Genomic DNA, 17,619 nt, shown 5'->3' with positions numbered 1-17,619 from the left:
AAGAGCCCTGACGACGACCGGCGATTGCGCTGGCTGCCTTGCAACTTGAACCTACGCCTTTCGGCGTCATCTACCTCCGCATGAGCAACGCCCTTCTCGAATTCTCCGGCCTCCCACCCTTTGACAGCATCCGTCCCGACGACGTGGCGCCCGCCATGGATGTGCTGCTCGAGCGGGCCAGTGCGGCCCTGGAAACCGTCACGGCACCCGACTTCCCGGCCCGCTGGGATGCGATCGCCAAGGTGCTGGACGTGGCGACCGAGCGGCTGGGCATGGCCTGGGGCGCGGTGAGTCACCTCAACAGCGTGGCCGACACGCCAGAGCTGCGGGCCGCGTACAACGCCGCCTTGCCCCGCGTCACCGAATTCTGGACGCGCCTGGGCGCCGACGAGCGGCTGTATGCCAAGTACAAGGCCATCGACCCTGCCGCGCTCTCGACCGAACAGCGCCAGGCCCACCGCAATGCCGTACGCAACTTCGTGCTGAGCGGTGCAGAGCTGATCGGTGCAGCCAAGGAGCGCTTTGCCCAGATCCAGGAGCGCCAGGCCGAGCTGTCCCAAAAGTTCAGCGAGAACGCACTGGACGCCACCGACGCCTACGCCTACTACGCCACGGCCGACGAGCTGGAAGGCATTCCGTCCGATGTGCAGCAGGCAGCGCTGGCTGCAGCGCAGGCCGACGGCAAGGACGGCTACAAGCTCACCCTGAAAATGCCGTGCTACCTGCCGGTGATGCAGTTCGCCACGCGCAGCGACCTGCGCGAGAAGCTGTACCGCGCCTATGTCACCCGCGCCTCCGACCAGGCCGAGGGCGATGCGCGCAAGTTCGACAACACCGCGCTGATCAGCGAGATCCTTGCGCTGCGCCGCGAAGAGGCTCAATTGCTCGGGTACGCCAATTTTGGCGAGGTGTCCGTGGTGCCCAAGATGGCCCAGTCGCCCGACGAGGTGATCGGCTTCCTGCGCGACCTGGCCCGCCGCGCCCGGCCCTACGCCCTCAAGGACGTGGCCGACCTCCGCGCCTTTGCGGCCGAGAAGCTCTCGCTCGCGGACCCTCAGCCCTGGGATTGGCCTTATATCTCCGAGAAGCTCAAGGAGGCGCGCTATGCCTTCAGCGAGCAAGAGGTCAAGGAATACTTCACGGCACCCAAGGTGCTGGCTGGCCTGTTCAAGATCATCGAGACCTTGTTCGAGGTGGCGATTCGCCGCGACAGCGCTCCGGTATGGAACCCCGCCGTGGAGTTCTACCGCATCGAGCGCGGCGACACGCTGGTGGGCCAGTTCTACCTGGACCAACCCGCCCGCACCGGAAAGCGCGGCGGCGCCTGGATGGACGACGTGCGCACCCGCTGGCTGCGCCCCGACACCGGCGCGCTGCAGACCCCGGTGGCGCATCTGGTGTGCAACTTTGCGAGTGGCGTGGACGGCAAGCCGCCCCTGCTCACGCACGACGACGTGATCACCCTGTTCCACGAGTTCGGCCACGGCCTGCACCACATGCTCACCCAGGTGAACGAGCGCGATGTGTCGGGCATCGGCGGCGTGGAATGGGACGCGGTCGAGTTGCCCAGCCAGTTCATGGAAAATTTCTGCTGGGAATGGGACGTGCTCAAGCACATGACTGCCCATGTGGACACGGGTGCCCCGCTGCCGCGCGCGCTGTTCGACAAGATGATCGCGGCCAAGAACTTCCAGAGCGGCATGCAGACGCTGCGCCAGATCGAGTTCTCGCTGTTCGACATGCTGCTGCACACCGAACACGACCCGGCACAGGATTTCATGCCCCTGCTCAACCAAGTGCGCGCCGAGGTATCGGTGCTGACGCCCCCGGCCTTCAGCCGCACGGCCCACACCTTCAGCCACATCTTTGCAGGCGGCTACGCCGCGGGCTACTACAGCTACAAGTGGGCCGAGGTGCTGAGCGCGGACGCTTATGCCGCTTTTGAAGAAACCGCAGGCACCGACGGCCTGCCCAGCACCGAAACAGGCCGCCGCTACCGCGAGGCGATTCTGGAGGCTGGCGGAAGCCGCCCTGCTATGGAGTCCTTCAAGGCGTTCAGAGGCCGCGAGCCCAACCTGGATGCGCTGCTGCGCCACCAGGGCATGGCCGAAACGTCCGCCGCGTGAAGAAGAGAAGACACTGAGCCCGAAGCCATTGCGGTGTAATGCATCCAGGCCACAGATCAGACCCGAATGAGTGAGGAGAATTGAGCATGCACAAGCCCCTGACCGCCCCCCTGCTGGCGTCTTTGTTGATGACGCTGGCGTGTGCCGGAGCCCACGCGCAAGGCGTCTACCGCATCGTCGGGCCAGACGGCAAGGTCACGTTCTCGGACCGCCCGCCCGCAGAAGGCAATGCGCAGCCCACGCGTACGACCGGCGCCGCCCCTGCATCTGCCAATGACACCCTGCCTGTGGCGCTGCGCCAGGTTGCCGGTCGCTTCCCAGTCACGCTGTACACCGGCAATGACTGCACGCCCTGCACCTCGGCCCGCAGCTTTCTGACTGCCCGCGGCATTCCGTTCACCGAGCGCACGGTGAACAGCAATGAAGATATTGCTGCACTGCAGAAGCTGAGCAACAACACGAGCCTTCCCTTCGGCACCGTCGGGTCCCAGCACCTCATCGGGTTTTCGGAAGGCGAATGGGCACAGTATCTCGATACGGCCGGGTATCCGCCGCAATCGCAACTGCCGCGCAACTATCGCCCCCCAGCGCCTACGCCACTTGTCGCCGTCAAGGCTGCGGAGCCAACAGCCGCGCCCGCATCAAACCCAGCGTCGCCAGCGGCCAACCCCCGGGCGCGCCCCGCTGCGCCAGTCAACGAGGGCGCCTCGCCCAGCAATCCGGCAGGCATTCGTTTCTGATAGTGAACTGCGCTGGGTGGCATCGTTGGGCAGCACACACTCATGGCGCCGTCAAACAACACAGGGCCTCACGGCCCTTTGTTTTTGGCGAAACCGGTTGGTTTTTTCTCAGTAAGTCACTGTATTCACACCCTGCGCAGTACCGAGCAGGCATACCGATGCCTTTTGATGGGCAAAGACGCCCACCGTCACTACGCCCGGCCACTGGTTGATTTCGGACTCAAAAGCCAACGGGTCTGCGATGGACAGGCCTGTCACATCCAGAATGTGCTGACCATTGTCGGTGACCAGCGGCTGACCTTCCTTCAAGCGCACTGTGGCCTTGCCGCCCATCGCTGCAAAGCGGCGGGTGATTTGCTGCGTGGCCATCGGGATCACTTCGACCGGCAGAGGAAAAGCGCCCAAAGCCGCCACCAGCTTCGACTCGTCAGCGATGCACACAAAACGGGCCGCGAGTGCCGCCACAATTTTCTCGCGGGTGAGCGCCGCACCGCCGCCCTTGACCATGTGACCGTTGCCATCGATCTCGTCGGCGCCGTCGATGTACACCGCCAGGGAGTCGACCTCGTTGGCATCGAACACCGGTATGCCCAGCGCCTTCAGACGTTCGGTACTGGCCACGGAGCTCGATACCGCGCCCTTGATGTCGCCCTTGATGCCGGCCAGCGCATCGATGAATTTGTTGACGGTGGAGCCCGTTCCCACCCCCACAATCTCGCCGCGCACCACGTATTGCAACGCGGCTTGGCCTACCAGGGTCTTGAGTTCGTCTTGGGTGAGAGGGGTGGAGGTCGTCATGAGAGAAAATCAGAGGTTATTGCGCAATTATCCCCCGCCACACCCCCATGTCCCTGATCCCCTACGCCCTGACCCGCCCTTTCCTCTTCGGCCTGGATGCCGAGGCTGCGCATGAACTCACCATGGACATGCTGGCCCGCGGGCAACGCACGCCGCTGCAATGGGCCTGGTGCAACGAGACGGTGGACGACCCGGTACAACTGGCCGGCCTGACCTTTCCGAACCGTGTCGGCATGGCTGCCGGGCTCGACAAGAACGCCCGCTGCATCGATGCGCTGGGAGCGATGGGCTTCGGTTTTGTGGAGGTAGGCACCGTCACCCCGAAGGCGCAGCCCGGCAACCCCAAGCCACGCATGTTCCGCCTGCCCGAGGCGCGAGCGCTCATCAACCGGTTGGGCTTCAATAACGAAGGCCTGGACGCCTTCTTGCACAACGTGCAGCAGGCAAAATTTCGCACCCAGGCACGCCGCCACCCGATGCTGCTGGGCCTGAACATCGGCAAGAATGCCACCACCCCCATCGAGAACGCCACCAGCGACTACCTGACCTGCCTGGAAGGCGTGTACTCCCATGCGGACTACGTCACGGTCAACATCAGCTCGCCCAACACCCAGAACCTGCGCGCGCTGCAAAGTGATGCTGCGCTGGACGCGTTGCTGGCTGCCATCGCAGATCGCCGCGAAGCGCTGGCCCATCGGCATGCCAAGCGCGTGCCCGTGTTCGTGAAGATTGCACCCGACCTGGACGAAGCCCAGGTGGCCGTCATTGCGGCAACGTTGCAGCGCCACGGCATGGACGGCGTGATCGCCACCAACACCACCATCGTGCGTACCGCCGTACAAGGCATGCGGCATGCGGAAGAAACCGGTGGCCTCAGTGGCGCGCCGGTGCTGCAGGCCAGCAACCAGGTCATCCGGCAGCTGCGCGCCGCTCTGGGGCCAGGGTTTCCGATCATCGGCGTCGGCGGGGTCATGAGCGCGGACGATGCCGTGAGCAAGATACAGGCGGGTGCGGACGTGGTTCAGATCTACACCGGCCTTATCTACGAGGGCCCCGCATTGGTCGTCAAGGCAGCCAAGGCCATCAAGGCCATGGCGCAATAGTCACGCCGCGTAGCTTTTTAATCGCGATTGTGAACCGCTGAGACGCAAAAAAGCCGCTGAAGTACAGCGGCTTTTTTGTGAGCGAGCCCAACAGCGCAGCAGCGCGAGGGGCGCTATCAGCGCCGCAGGCGCAGCAACAGCGGCAACACCACACCAGTCCAGCGGATCAACCGCCGTGGCCCCGCCAAGAGCCCGACCCCTGCCAGCGCCACCAAGGCAATGGGGTGCTCTCGGGCAAATCCGATAGCGCGCAGAGCTACCGACTCATCGATGCCCCCCGACCCATCTCGCTGTTGAGTCAGCGCCAGGGACTGCGCACGCGCAGCACGGCGAGCGCGCAGGCGGGCTCGCTGAGTGGCAATGCGGTCGAGCACCTTCTGTTGCACGTCGGTAGGCTGCGGTAGGTCCGCAGCGCTATCGATGGCAGTGGATGGAGATGCAGTGGCCATTACAAACGCTCCTTGATGTCACGCCAGTCCTGTGCGAGTTCGCGGCGGGTCAATGCAAACCCGTCGCTGGCGCGCTTGGCAACAGCCACCAGCGAGAGCAGCGTAGCCGCCCATCCAGCGACCCAGACGCCTGCAACGATCCACGCGACGAGCGTACGCTGCGGTGTGTCCCAGAAATGCACGAGCACGGCCAACGACAGCATGATCAAAGCCACAACAGTCAAACCGGCGACCAGAATGGTCAACACCAGCATCTGCTGCAAGCGTTGCTTCTGATCCTGCCACTCCAGGCGAGCCAGGTCCATGCGGTCCTCGGCAGCGATGGCGGCTTCGATGACGTTGGCACGCCACCGGGACACCAAGGTTTCCAGCCCCAAAATGGACAGCCAGTTCATGCGCGGCCTCCGAACCTGAGCTTCATACCTTGCACGCCTTGTTTAACGGCGGGACAACAGAAAGCCCACGAGCGCGCCGATTGCCAAGGCCGCACCTGCTACGCGCCATGGTTCGTCGTGGGCGTAACGGTCTGCAGCCAGAGCTGCATCCTTGGCTTGGCGTGCGGCGTCCTGTGCGGCACGGACGGCAGACTCGCGTGCGTTTTGCAGGCCGTCGTCCAGCTTTTGGCGCAGAACCTTGATTTCAGGCAAGGTGTCGAGGTCCTTGCTGGCCAGCAGTCCGCGCAGATCGGAAACCAACTTTTCCAGTTCGCCCTGGGTGGTATTGATGGTGTCGGAAACAGTCATACAAGCCTTTCTTAAGAACAACAAAAAACGGGTGTTTCCCCTGCTGGAGAATCAAGTTTCATCTTAGCCAACTGCTTGAAAGCCCTTCGTAGGACAGGGGCCCAAGAGGTTACCGATTGAAAGCAGCTTGCCTTGGATCAAACCAGTGCCGCCACATGGTCCGCAATGGCCAGGGCACTTGTCAAGCCGGGCGATTCGATGCCAAACAAATTGACGAGGCCGGCCACTCCGTGCACCGAAGGCCCCTGGATGACGAAATCTGCAGCGGGCGCATCGGCGCCGTGGATCTTGGGACGAATGCCGGCATAGCCAGGCGCCAGTGCGCCGTCGCGCAGGCCAGGCCAGTACTTGCGCACCTCCGCATAAAAAGCATCTCCGCGGGCCGCGTCCACCAGCAGGTCGTCGGGGGAATCGACCCATTGCACGTCCGGGCCGAACTTGGCCTGGCCACCAAGATCCAGCGTCAGGTGCACCCCCAGGCCAGCTGCTTCAGGAACGGGATAGATCAGACGGCTGAAGGGCGCCCTGCCTGCCAGGGTGAAATAGTTGCCTTTGGCGTAATGGGCGATGGGCACGTGGGCGGCGTCAAGTCCGGCAAAGCGTGCAGCCAGTCCGGGCGCATACAGACCGGCCGCGTTGATCACCGTGCGCGCCTGAAGCCGTGTTCCGTCTTCAGCTATCAAATAAATAGCATCTTGCGCGCACTCAGCGCGCGCCAGGGGCGAATTCAGGGCCACGATTCCACCAGCGTGCTCCAGGTCGCCCTGCAGCGCGAGCATCAGCGCATGGCTGTCGACGATGCCCGTGTTGGGCGAATGCAGGGCCGCCACACATTGCAGGGCGGGCTCCAGCGCCTGGGCTTCTTCGCGGGTGAGCCACTGCAGTTCCGGAACACCGTTGGCCAACGCACGCGCGCGAATCGATTCCAGGCCCGGCAGCTGGGCGTCGGACGTGGCCACCAGAAGCTTGCCGCAGCGGCGAAAGGGCACTGCGCGCTCTGCACAGTAGGCATAGAGCATGTCGCGACCCCGCACGCACAGCTGCGCCTTCAGCGAGCCAGTGGGGTAATACAGGCCCGCATGGATCACCTCGCTATTGCGCGAACTGGTTTGGGTGCCGATGGCATCCGCAGCCTCCAGCACCAACACCTCGTGCCCCTTCAAGGCCAGGGCGCGACCCACTGCCAGCCCGACCACGCCCGCACCGATCACCACGCAATCCACCTTGTCGGTCATTCGTATTCCTGAGTATTTGTTGGCGTCAGCGCCATGGGGCAGATCTGCATTTACGCCTGCTCGAAGCCATCCAGCACGTTGACGGCGTTGGTGCCCAGTTCGGCCGCGGCGTAGCCGCCCTCCAGCACGAAGACCGTGGGCAAACCCAGGCGCGCGAGCCGCTTGCCCAACCGCGTGAAATCCTCGGAGGCCAACGCGAAGCGTGAAATAGGGTCGCCCTCGAAAGCATCGAGGCCCAGTGAAATCACCAGCGCATCTGCACCGCTGGATGCAATGCGCTGGCACGCCGCTTCGAGCGCGCTGAACCAGGTGGCTGCGCTGGTGCCCGCTGGCAGCGGCAGGTTGAGATTGAAGCCCGCCCCCTGCCCCGCCCCGGTCTCGTCCGCATGACCCAGATAGAAGGGGTACTCGGTGCGCGGGTCGCCGTGGATGCTGATGAACAGCACGTCGGAGCGCTCGTAGAAGATGCTCTGGGTGCCGTTTCCGTGGTGGTAGTCCACGTCCAGCAGCGCGACCCGGCCCGCACCCTGGTTGCGCAACACCTGTGCAGCCACGGCGGCATTGTTCAAAAAGCAATAGCCTCCCATGAAGTCAGGGCCGGCGTGGTGGCCCGGAGGGCGGGTGCAGCAAAAAGAAGCGCGAGCCCCTTGAGCGACACGCGCCGCGGCACTGGCAGCGGCGTCAGCCCCGGCCTTGGCTGCAGCCCAGGTGCCGGCAGCCATCGGCGTGCCGTTGTCCATGGAGTACAGCCCCAGGCGCGCCACAAAGTTGTCGGGCTCCACATCGCTGCGCAAAGTGCGCACGGGCCAGACCGAAGGAAAGGGCTGCACTGCCGCATTGGCTGGATCAACGCTCACCCACTGCTGCCACGCCGTTTGCAGGAACGCGAGGTAGCGCTGTGAATGCACCTCTGACAGAACCGCAGCGCTGTCGACATCCGGCGCGGCGAGGTCATGGCCGCGCAGGCGCAGCGCCTCTTCCACGTAGTCGACGCGCGCGGGTTTCTCAAAACACGGCACGCGCTCGCCGCGGTAGAACTCATGGACAGGCGCGTGGCCTTGGTGCAAGGGGTTGTGAAAGGTGATCATGGCGAAGGTGGCGCGTCATTGGAGGCATGTTGCGCAGTCGGCAACGCCTGACACTTTAGCGGCACGCCGGGCCTTTTTGCACGAGATCGGCACTTGCCAGTGTGTGCAGCGTGCGCGATGTGAGGCCGTGCGTGGACGGCACCTGTGCTGCAGCCTACACACGGCGGCGCGATCCATGCTGCGGTCATCACACCTTGGCCGGCCATGAAAAAACCCCTGAAGGCCGCAGCCTGCAGGGGTTTGAATTGGTGGGTGATACATGGATCGAACATGTGACCCCTGCCGTGTGAAGGCAGTGCTCTACCGCTGAGCTAATCACCCGTCGCCAGCACATCGGATGAACCGGATGCGAGGACGAAAGTCTGTGCAAGCGTGGTGGGTGATACATGGATCGAACATGTGACCCCTGCCGTGTGAAGGCAGTGCTCTACCGCTGAGCTAATCACCCTTGTCGCTGCGACAGCCTTCGATTATGGCACAGCTTTTCAAGCAGCCTGGGCAATTCGCCAAATAGTTTTGCTTCCGCTGGCCTTGTCGATCTGCACCAGCACCTCTTCGTGGGCCACGTTTTCAGCATCGCTGGCAGTGAGGATCGGCAAGCTGAACGTGCGCAGGTCCACAGCAGGTATCGCAAGGCCATCCGCACCTTCCTGCGAGTCGTCTGCGATGAGTAGCGCATCCTGGCCGCGCGTGAGGTTGATGTACACATCGGCCAGCAGCTCGGCGTCCAGCAGCGCGCCGTGCAAGGTGCGGCTGGAGTTGTCCACGCCCAGACGGTCGCACAGGGCGTCCAGCGAATTGCGCTTGCCAGGATACATCTCCTTGGCCATGGCCAACGTGTCGGTCACGCTCTCCACATAGGTGCGAAACCCGGGCCGGCCTGTCAGCTCCAGCTCCTTGTTCAGGAAGCCCACGTCGAACGCAGCGTTGTGGATGATGATCTCGGCGCCCTGCAGGTACTGCAGGATCTCGTCCGCCACCTCGGCAAACTTGGGCTTGTCCTTCAGGAACTCGTTGCTGATGCCGTGCACCTTGAGCGCGTCTTCATGGCTGTCGCGGCCCGGGTTGAAGTACAAGTGCAGGTTGTTGCCCGTGAGCTTGCGGTTGAGCAGCTCGACGCAACCGAGTTCGATGATGCGGTCGCCACTGTCGGCCGACAGCCCGGTGGTTTCGGTGTCGAGAACGATCTGGCGGGTCATACGCGCCCCCACGCACGGCACTTCGTGGCTTCGCTGCCCGCAAAGGGGGCGCGAGCTTGGCTGGAGGGGCCCGACGCTGCGTTCATCAGTGGTTCTCCTTGGCGTGGTTGATGGTGTACTTGGGAATCTCCACCACCAGGTCCTGCTGCGCCAGGATGGCCTGGCAAGACAGGCGCGATTGTGGCTCCAGACCCCATGCGCGGTCCAGCAGGTCTTCCTCTTCTTCTTCGGCCTCGTTGAGCGAATTGATCCCCTGGCGCACGATGACGTGGCAGGTGGTGCAGGCGCAGCTCATGTCGCAGGCATGCTCGATGTTGATGTGGTTCTCGAGCAGCGCCTCGCAGATCGACGTGCCCGCGGGCGCCGTGATCTCAGTGCCGGTTGGGCAGTATTCAGGGTGGGGAAGGATCTTGATGACGGGCATGGGTCGGTTCTTCTTGTCGTCTTGCGGTGTCGTTGTGCTGGGGTCGCAGTGCGTGTTGCGTCGGTGGCGGGGCGTGGTCGCTCAGAGCGCCTGCACGTTCTTGCCCGCCAGCGCCTGCTGAATACCGCGGTTCATGCGCTGTGCTGCAAAGGCTTCGGTGCCCTTGGCCAGGGCTTCGGTGGCGGCCTCGATCACGGCAGCATCGTCTGCATCACGTTGCTGGCGCAGCGCCTCCATCAATGCATCGATGCGGGCACGCTCCCCGGCCAGCAGCACATCGCCATCGGCATTCAGCGCGCTTTCGGTGGCAATGAGCATGCGGTCGGCATCCACACGGGCTTCCACCACGGCACGGGCCTTCATGTCCTGCGCGGCGGTGGCAAAGCCATCCTGCAACATGCGGGCGATCTCGTCGTCAGACAGGCCGTACGAAGGCTTCACATCGATGCGCGCTTCCACGCCGCTGCCCTGCTCCTTGGCGCTCACGCTCAACAGGCCGTCGGCATCCACAGTGAAGGTCACCCTGATGCGGGCGGCACCGGCCGCCATGGGCGGAATGCCGCGCAGCTCGAAGCGCGCCAGGCTGCGGCAGTCCTGCACCAGGTCGCGCTCGCCCTGCAACACGTGGATGGCCAGCGCGGTCTGGCCGTCCTTGTAGGTGGTGAAGTCCTGGGCTTTGGCCGTGGGAATGGTTTCGTTGCGCGCTACGATGCGCTCTACCAAACCGCCCATGGTTTCGATGCCCAGCGACAGCGGCGTCACGTCCAGCAGCAGCAGGTCGCCCGCGGTGTCGTTGCCCGCCAACTGGTTGGCCTGCACGGATGCGCCCAGGGCCACCACTTCGTCGGGGTTCAGGTTGTTCAGCGGCTCCTTGCCGAAGAACTCCGCCACGGCGCGCTGCACCTGCGGCATGCGGGTGGAGCCACCCACCATCACCACGCCCTGCACCTCGTCGCGGGCCAGATGCGCATCGCGCAGGGCGCGGCGCACGGCAGCGATGGAGCGCGCGGTCAGCTCGGCCGTCGCGGTCTCAAAATCTGATTTCTTCACATCAAAATGCACGCTACCGCTCGACAGCTGGGCGCTAAAAGCTATCAAATCCGTAGCAGTCAGAGCTTCCTTGCAGGCCCGCGCCGCCATCCGCACGGCCGCCTTGTCGGCTGGGGTGTCCACCTGAAGGTTCAGTTGGCCCAGCACCCAGTCCGCCAGGGCTGCGTCGTAGTCGTCCCCGCCAAGAGCCGAGTCGCCGCCGGTCGCTATCACCTCGAACACGCCCTGCGTGAGACGCAGGATAGAGATGTCGAACGTACCGCCGCCCAGGTCGTACACGGCATAGACACCCTCGCTCGCGTTGTCCAGCCCATAGGCGATGGCCGCGGCAGTGGGTTCGTTGATGAGGCGCAGCAGATTGATGCCGGCCAACTTGGCAGCGTCTTTGGTAGCCTGGCGCTGGGCATCGTCGAAATACGCAGGCACGGTAATGACCGCGCCGTACAGGTCGTCGTTGAAGGTGTCTTCGGCCCGGTAGCGGAGCGTGGCCAGAATTTCGGCGCTGACCTCGACGGGCGACTTGACGCCATCGGCGGTGGCCAAGCTGACCATGCCTTCGGACTGTGGCTCGCTGCCCGAGACGAACTCGTAGGGCAGCTTGTCGGCGCCCACCACATCGCGCAGGCCACGGCCCATGAAGCGTTTGACCGATGCAATCGTGTTGCGGGCATCCTGCGTCTGCGCAGCCACAGCGTCATGGCCGATCTGGCGGCCGCCATTGGACAGGTAACGCACTACCGACGGCAGCAGCACCCTGCCCTGCGCGTCGGGCAGGCATTCTGCGACGCCATTGCGCACGGCAGCGACCAACGAATGCGTGGTGCCCAAATCAATGCCCACGGCAATGCGCCGCTGGTGCGGGTCGGGGGACTGGCCGGGCTCGGAAATCTGCAAAAGCGCCATGGGAATTCGGTATCTCTAACGAAGAAAGCAGACCAGGGTCACGGCCTGCCTCTGAATGGGGAACACGAGGAACAGGGGCTATTGTCCCAGTTGCTCTCGCCGGCGCTCGATGTCGTCGGCAAATCGCGCAATGAACATGAGGGCTCTGACCTGCTGGGAAGCACCCGCATAGTCGTGCTGGCGATCGATCAGCGCTTCGCATTCGGCAAGCGCCTCCCGGCGGGCTTGCGCCACGGTGTCGTCCAGCGCATCCAGTTCGGGCTCCGCCTCGGCCTCTTCCAAGGCCTCACGCCATTCCATCTGCTGCATGAGGAACGCGGTGGGCATCGCGGTGTTGTCCTCAGCACGGATGGGCGCACCGTGGAGCTCGCACAAGTAGGCGGCACGGCGCATCGGGTCCTTCAGGCGCTGGTAGGCCTCGTTGATGCGCACCGACCACTGCATGGCCACGCGCTGGGCCGCGGCGCCCTGGGCCGCAAATTTGTCGGGGTGGGCCTCCCGCTGCAATTCCTTCCAGCGCGCATCAATGGCGCTTCGATCCTGCGCGAAGCCACGCGCCAGGCCAAAGAGTTCAAAGTCGTCAGATTGCAGGTTCATGCGCGGTTCGTCGTCGGATATCGAATGGGCAGGTCAACAAAAAACCGCCAGTACGCAAGGTGCGCGGTGGCGGTTTGGCAGGCACTCGGCCAGAGCCGGCTCAGACGCGGAAGCTCTCTCCACAGCCGCAGCGATCGCGTTCGTTGGGGTTGTTGAACTTGAAGCCCTCGTTGAGGCCCTCACGCACGAAGTCGAGCTCGGTGCCGTCGATGTACGCCAGGCTCTTGGGGTCGATGAGCACCTTGACGCCGTGGTTCTCGAACACGATGTCTTCAGGCGCGGAGTCATCGACGTACTCCAGCTTGTACGCCAGCCCGGAGCACCCCGTCGTCTTGACACCCAGGCGCACGCCCAGTCCCTTACCCCTGCGGGACAGGTAACGGTTCACATGCCGGGCAGCGGCTTCTGTCAGCGTGATGGCCATATCTCTCTCTTTGTGGATCAACTCAGGCAGCAGCGGTGGCCGTGGCTGCGTGCTTGGTCTTGTAGTCCAGCACGGCGGCCTTGATCGCGTCTTCGGCGAGGATGGAGCAGTGCACCTTCACCGGTGGCAGTGCCAGTTCTTCGGCGATTTCACTGTTCTTGAGCGCAGCCGCTTCGTCCAGCGTCTTGCCTTTGACCCATTCGGTCACGAGCGACGACGACGCAATGGCAGAGCCACAGCCGTAGGTCTTGAAGCGAGCGTCTTCGATCACGCCCGTGGCGGGGTTCACCTTGATCTGCAGCTTCATCACGTCGCCGCAGGCAGGCGCGCCGACCATGCCGGTGCCCACCGAATCATCACCCTTGTCGAACGAGCCGACGTTGCGGGGGTTTTCGTAGTGGTCAACCACTTTGTCTGAGTAAGCCATGATGTGTACCTCTTGAATCTTCAGAAATTGGGGGTCAGTGCGCAGCCCACTGGATGGTGCTGATATCGATGCCGTCCTTGTACATCTCCCACAGCGGGCTCAGCTCGCGCAGGCGGGCCACGTTCTCGCGGATGGTGGAGATCGCGTAGTCGATCTCTTCTTCCGTGGTGAAGCGGCCGATGGTCATGCGCAGGCTGCTGTGCGCCAGCTCGTCGCTGCGGCCCAGGGCGCGCAGCACGTAGCTGGGCTCCAGGCTGGCAGACGTGCAGGCGGAGCCGGACGACACCGCAAGACCCTTGATGCCCATGATGAGCGACTCGCCTTCGACGTAGTTGAAGCTCATGTTCAGGTTCTGAGGTACGCGGTGCTCCATGCTGCCGTTGATGAACACCTGTTCGATGTCCTTCAGGCCGTCGAGCAGGCGCTGCTGCAAGGCATGCGCCTTGGCATTGCTTTCGGCCATTTCTTCCTTGGCAATGCGAAACGCCTCGCCCATGCCCACGATCTGGTGGGTGGGCAAGGTGCCAGAGCGCATGCCGCGCTCATGGCCGCCGCCGTGCATCTGGGCTTCCAGACGGACGCGGGGCTTGCGGCGCACGTACAGGGCGCCAACGCCCTTGGGGCCGTAAGTCTTGTGAGCCGTCATGCTCATCAGGTCGACGGGCAGCGTCGCCATGTCGATGGCCACACGGCCGGTGGCCTGTGCGGCATCGACGTGGAACAGAATGCCTTTTTCACGGCACAACGCGCCGATGGCCGGAATGTCCTGGATCACGCCGATCTCGTTGTTCACGAAAAGCACACTGATGAGGATGGTGTCGGGGCGGATGGCCGCCTTGAGGGCGTCCATGTTCACGAGCCCGTCTTCCTGCACGTCGAGGTAGGTTGCCTCGAAGCCTTGGCGCTCCAGCTCGCGCACGGTGTCCAGCACCGCCTTGTGCTCGGTCTTGAGCGTGATGAGATGCTTGCCCTTGCCCTTGTAGAACTGCGCAGCGCCCTTCAAGGCGAGGTTGATCGACTCGGTGGCGCCGCTGGTCCAGACGATCTCGCGCGGGTCGGCACCGATGAGGTCGGCCACTTGGCCACGTGCGTTTTCGATCGCCGCTTCCGCTTCCCAGCCCCAGGCGTGGCTGCGCGAAGCCGCGTTGCCAAAGTGCTCACGCAGCCACGGGATCATGGCGTCCACCACGCGCGGGTCCACCGGGGTGGTGGCGCCGTAGTCGAGATAGATGGGGAAGTGCGGGGTCATGTCCATGGCTGGCTCAGTAGAAGTTTCTGGCTGGCAGATTTGCAGGAAGAAGGTCGATGTTCAAATAACGTTCAGGGCGGTGCCGACCCCAGGGTCAGCACAGCGCACCGAAGCTCAAGACTTCGCGAAAACGTTGCCCAGGGCAAAAACGGAGTTCGGGGCGTTCACGCGGATGGGCTTGACCACCGGCGTCGTGGAGATCGCGCGGCGCACCACAGGCTTGTCTTCGATCTGCACACCCTTGGCGAGTTGTTCTTCCACCAGCTTTTGCAGCGTGACGGAATCGAGGAACTCCACCATGCGCTGGTTCAGGGACGCCCACAGCTCGTGCGTCATGCACCGACCAGCTTCGCCCAGGCAGTTTTCCTTGCCGCCGCACTGGGTCGCGTCGATGGGCTCATCCACCGACACGATGATGTCTGCCACGGTGATATCACCGGCCTTGCGGGCCAGGGTGTAACCGCCACCGGGGCCACGGGTGGACTCCACCAGTTCGTGGCGGCGCAGTTTGCCGAACAGCTGCTCGAGGTACGACAAAGAAATTTGCTGCCGCTGGCTGATCGCAGCCAGCGTGACGGGGCCATTGTTCTGGCGCAGGGCCAAATCGATCATGGCGGTGACCGCAAAACGGCCTTTGGTTGTGAGACGCATCGCAAGCTCCTTGTGCTAAGGCTTGTTCGTTGTAGAAACCGCCGCCATTGGCTGATGGCCAATGAGGCACCGTCTCCGCCCCTTCTCCGTGCGGTCGCCTGCAAAGGCGTGCAAGGAGCCCTTCATCGCTGGGCTGTTTTCTTGAGTATTTTGTGCAAGTATAACACAAATCCCTATCGAATTGGTCGGGATAAAAAACCAACTGGTCGCAATTTGATCAGTGATGTCTTACCCGGCGCTTTCAACGCCCATTCACAAGGCCACCGAATCGTTCCCGTGCGCACCAAATGCCTGGTCCTTGAGCTTCGTGAGCTGGTCCCGCACGCGGGCAGCTTGCTCGAATTCCAGGTTGCGCGCGTGCTCCAGCATGAGCTTTTCCAGCCGCTTGATCTCGCGCGCCACGTCCTTCTCGGACATGTCCTCCACCTGCGCGCGCCGCATGGCTTCCTGCTCCAGCCGCTCGGCATCCTTGCCGGCTTTTTCGCTGTACACGCCGTCAATCAGGTCTCTTACCCGCTTGACAATGCTGCGCGGAGTGATTCCGTGTTCCTCGTTGTGTGCGATCTGCTTGATGCGGCGTCGTTCCGTCTCGCCCATGGCTTTTTTCATGGACTCGGTGATTCGGTCGGCATACAGGATGGCTCTGCCGTTCAAATTGCGCGCTGCGCGGCCGATGGTCTGGATCAGGCTGCGCTCGGCACGCAAGAACCCTTCCTTGTCGGCATCCAGAATGGCCACCAGAGACACCTCCGGGATGTCCAGCCCCTCCCGCAGCAGGTTGATGCCCACCAGCACGTCGAAAGCGCCCAGGCGCAGGTCCCGGATGATCTCGACGCGCTCGACCGTGTCCACATCGCTGTGCAGGTAGCGCACCTTCACGCCGTTGTCGGTCAGGTAGTCCGTCAGCTGCTCCGCCATCCGCTTGGTCAGCGTGGTGATGAGTACTCTTTCACGCTTTTCGACGCGAATGCGTATTTCTTGCAGCACATCATCCACTTGGTGGGTGGCCGGGCGCACTTCGACCTGCGGGTCCACCAGCCCGGTCGGACGCACCACCTGGTCCACGATCTGCCCGGAATGCGTGCGTTCGTACTCCGCGGGAGTGGCCGTCACAAAGATCGCCTGGCGCATGCGCTGCTCGAATTCCTCGAACTTGAGCGGCCGGTTGTCCAGAGCCGACGGAAGCCGAAAGCCATACTCCACCAGCGTGGTCTTGCGCGACCGGTCGCCGCTGTACATGGCGTTGAGCTGCCCGATCATCTGGTGGCTCTCGTCCAGAAACATCAGCGCATCCTTGGGCATGTAGTCCGTCAGCGTGCTGGGCGGGCTGCCCGGCGGCGAGCCGGACAAATGGCGCGTGTAGTTCTCGATGCCCTTGCAGTGCCCTACTTCGCTGAGCATCTCCAGATCGAACCGGGTACGCTGCTCCAGCCGCTGCGCCTCCACCAGCTTGCCGTCGGCCAACAGTTGCTGCAGGCGTTCGGCCAGCTCCAGCTTGATGGTCTCCACAGCGGTGAGCACCTTGTCACGTGGTGTGACGTAGTGGCTGCTGGGATACACCGTGAAGCGCGGTATCTTTTGCTTGACGCGGCCGGTCAAGGGGTCGAACAGCTGCAGGCTCTCCACTTCGTCGTCAAAAAGCTCGATCCGGATCGCCAGCTCGGAGTGCTCGGCCGGAAACACGTCGATCGTGTCGCCCCGCACGCGGAACTTGCCGCGTGAAAAATCGGCCTCGTTGCGCTGGTACTGCATGCGGATCAGCTGCGCGATCACGTCGCGCTGGCCCAGCTTGTCGCCCACGCGCAGCGTCATCACCATGCGGTGGTAGCTCTCGGGCTCGCCGATGCCGTAGATGGCCGACACAGTGGCCACGATGACCACATCGCGCCGCTCCATCAGGCTCTTGGTGCAAGACAGCCGCATCTGCTCGATGTGCTCGTTGATCGCGCTGTCCTTCTCGATGAACAGGTCGCGCTGCGGCACGTAAGCTTCGGGCTGGTAGTAGTCGTAGTAGCTCACGAAGTACTCGACGGCGTTCTTGGGGAAGAACTCGCGAAACTCGCTGTACAACTGCGCGGCCAGCGTCTTGTTGGGCGCAAAGATGATGGCCGGGCGCCCCATACGGGCGATGACGTTGGCCATGGTGAAAGTCTTGCCCGAGCCCGTCACGCCCAGCAGGGTCTGGAAGGCTTCGCCGTCGTTCAGGCCCTCGACCAGCTTGGCAATGGCCTCGGGCTGGTCGCCCGCAGGCGGGTACGGCTGGAACAGCTCGAAGGGTGAATCGGGAAAGCTGACGAATTCGCCGTCTTGCTTTTCCGTTATGACCTGTGTGATATCCGGCATGGGTGCAGTCAACGAGTAGTGTGGGCAGGCCGTTAAAATCGGCGGAACCCGGCACAGTACACCACGCCTG

The 17,619-nt window shown here is 63.4% G+C and carries 17 protein-coding genes and 2 tRNA genes; 3 read left to right on the top strand and 16 right to left on the bottom strand.

What is annotated here, in order from left to right:
• Positions 1-80: 80 nt before the first annotated feature.
• On the top strand, positions 81-2,126 hold the full coding sequence (locus tag ASF16_RS15790; protein ID WP_056168900.1) for a M3 family metallopeptidase: 2,046 nt from the start codon (positions 81-83) through the stop codon (positions 2,124-2,126).
• A gap of 86 nt (positions 2,127-2,212) precedes the next feature.
• Entirely contained in the window at positions 2,213-2,866 is a 654-nt protein-coding gene (locus ASF16_RS15785) for a glutaredoxin family protein (RefSeq protein ID WP_082516952.1), read from the top strand.
• 108 nt (positions 2,867-2,974) lie between these two features.
• On the opposite strand, the gene rpiA is transcribed toward ASF16_RS15785, so the two are convergent.
• The gene (gene rpiA, locus ASF16_RS15780) at positions 2,975-3,664 is read right to left on the bottom strand and encodes a ribose-5-phosphate isomerase RpiA (protein ID WP_056168897.1); all 690 of its coding nucleotides are present in this window, start codon (positions 3,662-3,664) and stop codon (positions 2,975-2,977) included.
• Positions 3,665-3,711: 47 nt separating this feature from the next.
• On the opposite strand from rpiA, the gene ASF16_RS15775 reads away from it, so the two are divergent.
• Positions 3,712-4,767, top strand: a complete 1,056-nt coding sequence (locus tag ASF16_RS15775; protein WP_056168894.1) for a quinone-dependent dihydroorotate dehydrogenase — start codon at positions 3,712-3,714, stop codon at positions 4,765-4,767.
• Between the two features lie 448 nt (positions 4,768-5,215).
• Here ASF16_RS15775 and ASF16_RS15765 read toward each other — a convergent pair whose 3' ends face one another.
• From ASF16_RS15765 to uvrB, 15 genes are all read right to left on the bottom strand, one after another.
• Positions 5,216-5,611: a phage holin family protein gene (locus tag ASF16_RS15765; protein WP_056168890.1), complete on the bottom strand. Its 396-nt coding sequence runs from the start codon at positions 5,609-5,611 to the stop codon at positions 5,216-5,218.
• 42 nt (positions 5,612-5,653) lie between these two features.
• Entirely contained in the window at positions 5,654-5,959 is a 306-nt protein-coding gene (locus ASF16_RS15760) for a YqjD family protein (RefSeq protein WP_056168886.1), read from the bottom strand.
• Positions 5,960-6,096: 137 nt separating this feature from the next.
• Positions 6,097-7,194, bottom strand: coding sequence for an NAD(P)/FAD-dependent oxidoreductase (locus ASF16_RS15755; RefSeq protein ID WP_056168884.1), 1,098 nt, complete (start codon positions 7,192-7,194; stop codon positions 6,097-6,099).
• Positions 7,195-7,244: 50 nt separating this feature from the next.
• Entirely contained in the window at positions 7,245-8,282 is a 1,038-nt protein-coding gene (locus ASF16_RS15750; RefSeq protein ID WP_056168880.1) for a histone deacetylase family protein, read from the bottom strand.
• Positions 8,283-8,528: 246 nt separating this feature from the next.
• Positions 8,529-8,603: transfer RNA gene (locus ASF16_RS15745), tRNA-Val, on the bottom strand.
• Between the two features lie 52 nt (positions 8,604-8,655).
• Positions 8,656-8,730 (bottom strand) — tRNA-Val (locus ASF16_RS15740).
• Between the two features lie 37 nt (positions 8,731-8,767).
• Entirely contained in the window at positions 8,768-9,481 is a 714-nt protein-coding gene (dnaQ, locus tag ASF16_RS15735) for a DNA polymerase III subunit epsilon (RefSeq protein WP_056168877.1), read from the bottom strand.
• An 85-nt stretch (positions 9,482-9,566) separates the two neighbouring features.
• Positions 9,567-9,905 carry an ISC system 2Fe-2S type ferredoxin gene (gene fdx, locus ASF16_RS15730; RefSeq protein ID WP_056168874.1) on the bottom strand — a complete coding sequence of 113 codons (339 nt, stop codon included), beginning with the start codon at positions 9,903-9,905 and terminating at the stop codon, positions 9,567-9,569.
• Positions 9,906-9,986: 81 nt separating this feature from the next.
• Positions 9,987-11,858, bottom strand: coding sequence for a Fe-S protein assembly chaperone HscA (gene hscA, locus ASF16_RS15725; protein WP_056168872.1), 1,872 nt, complete (start codon positions 11,856-11,858; stop codon positions 9,987-9,989).
• A 78-nt stretch (positions 11,859-11,936) separates the two neighbouring features.
• Positions 11,937-12,455, bottom strand: coding sequence for a Fe-S protein assembly co-chaperone HscB (gene hscB, locus ASF16_RS15720; protein WP_056168870.1), 519 nt, complete (start codon positions 12,453-12,455; stop codon positions 11,937-11,939).
• Between the two features lie 100 nt (positions 12,456-12,555).
• Positions 12,556-12,879 carry an iron-sulfur cluster assembly protein IscA gene (gene iscA, locus ASF16_RS15715; protein WP_056168867.1) on the bottom strand — a complete coding sequence of 108 codons (324 nt, stop codon included), beginning with the start codon at positions 12,877-12,879 and terminating at the stop codon, positions 12,556-12,558.
• Positions 12,880-12,901: 22 nt separating this feature from the next.
• Positions 12,902-13,306: a Fe-S cluster assembly scaffold IscU gene (gene iscU, locus ASF16_RS15710; RefSeq protein WP_056168864.1), complete on the bottom strand. Its 405-nt coding sequence runs from the start codon at positions 13,304-13,306 to the stop codon at positions 12,902-12,904.
• A gap of 34 nt (positions 13,307-13,340) precedes the next feature.
• Positions 13,341-14,561 (bottom strand): IscS subfamily cysteine desulfurase, encoded by a 1,221-nt coding sequence (locus tag ASF16_RS15705; protein ID WP_056168861.1) that lies wholly within the window; start codon positions 14,559-14,561, stop codon positions 13,341-13,343.
• A gap of 108 nt (positions 14,562-14,669) precedes the next feature.
• Positions 14,670-15,206 (bottom strand): Fe-S cluster assembly transcriptional regulator IscR, encoded by a 537-nt coding sequence (gene iscR / locus ASF16_RS15700; RefSeq protein ID WP_007851285.1) that lies wholly within the window; start codon positions 15,204-15,206, stop codon positions 14,670-14,672.
• 252 nt (positions 15,207-15,458) lie between these two features.
• Positions 15,459-17,549 (bottom strand): excinuclease ABC subunit UvrB, encoded by a 2,091-nt coding sequence (uvrB, locus tag ASF16_RS15695; RefSeq protein ID WP_056168858.1) that lies wholly within the window; start codon positions 17,547-17,549, stop codon positions 15,459-15,461.
• Between the last annotated feature and the right edge of the window lie 70 nt (positions 17,550-17,619).

It is taken from the genome of Acidovorax sp. Leaf78 (genome assembly GCF_001422735.1).
Taxonomy (GTDB): domain Bacteria; phylum Pseudomonadota; class Gammaproteobacteria; order Burkholderiales; family Burkholderiaceae_C; genus Acidovorax.
Note: the sequence above shows the minus strand (reverse complement) of the source record. Positions and strands in the feature narration are given on the sequence as shown.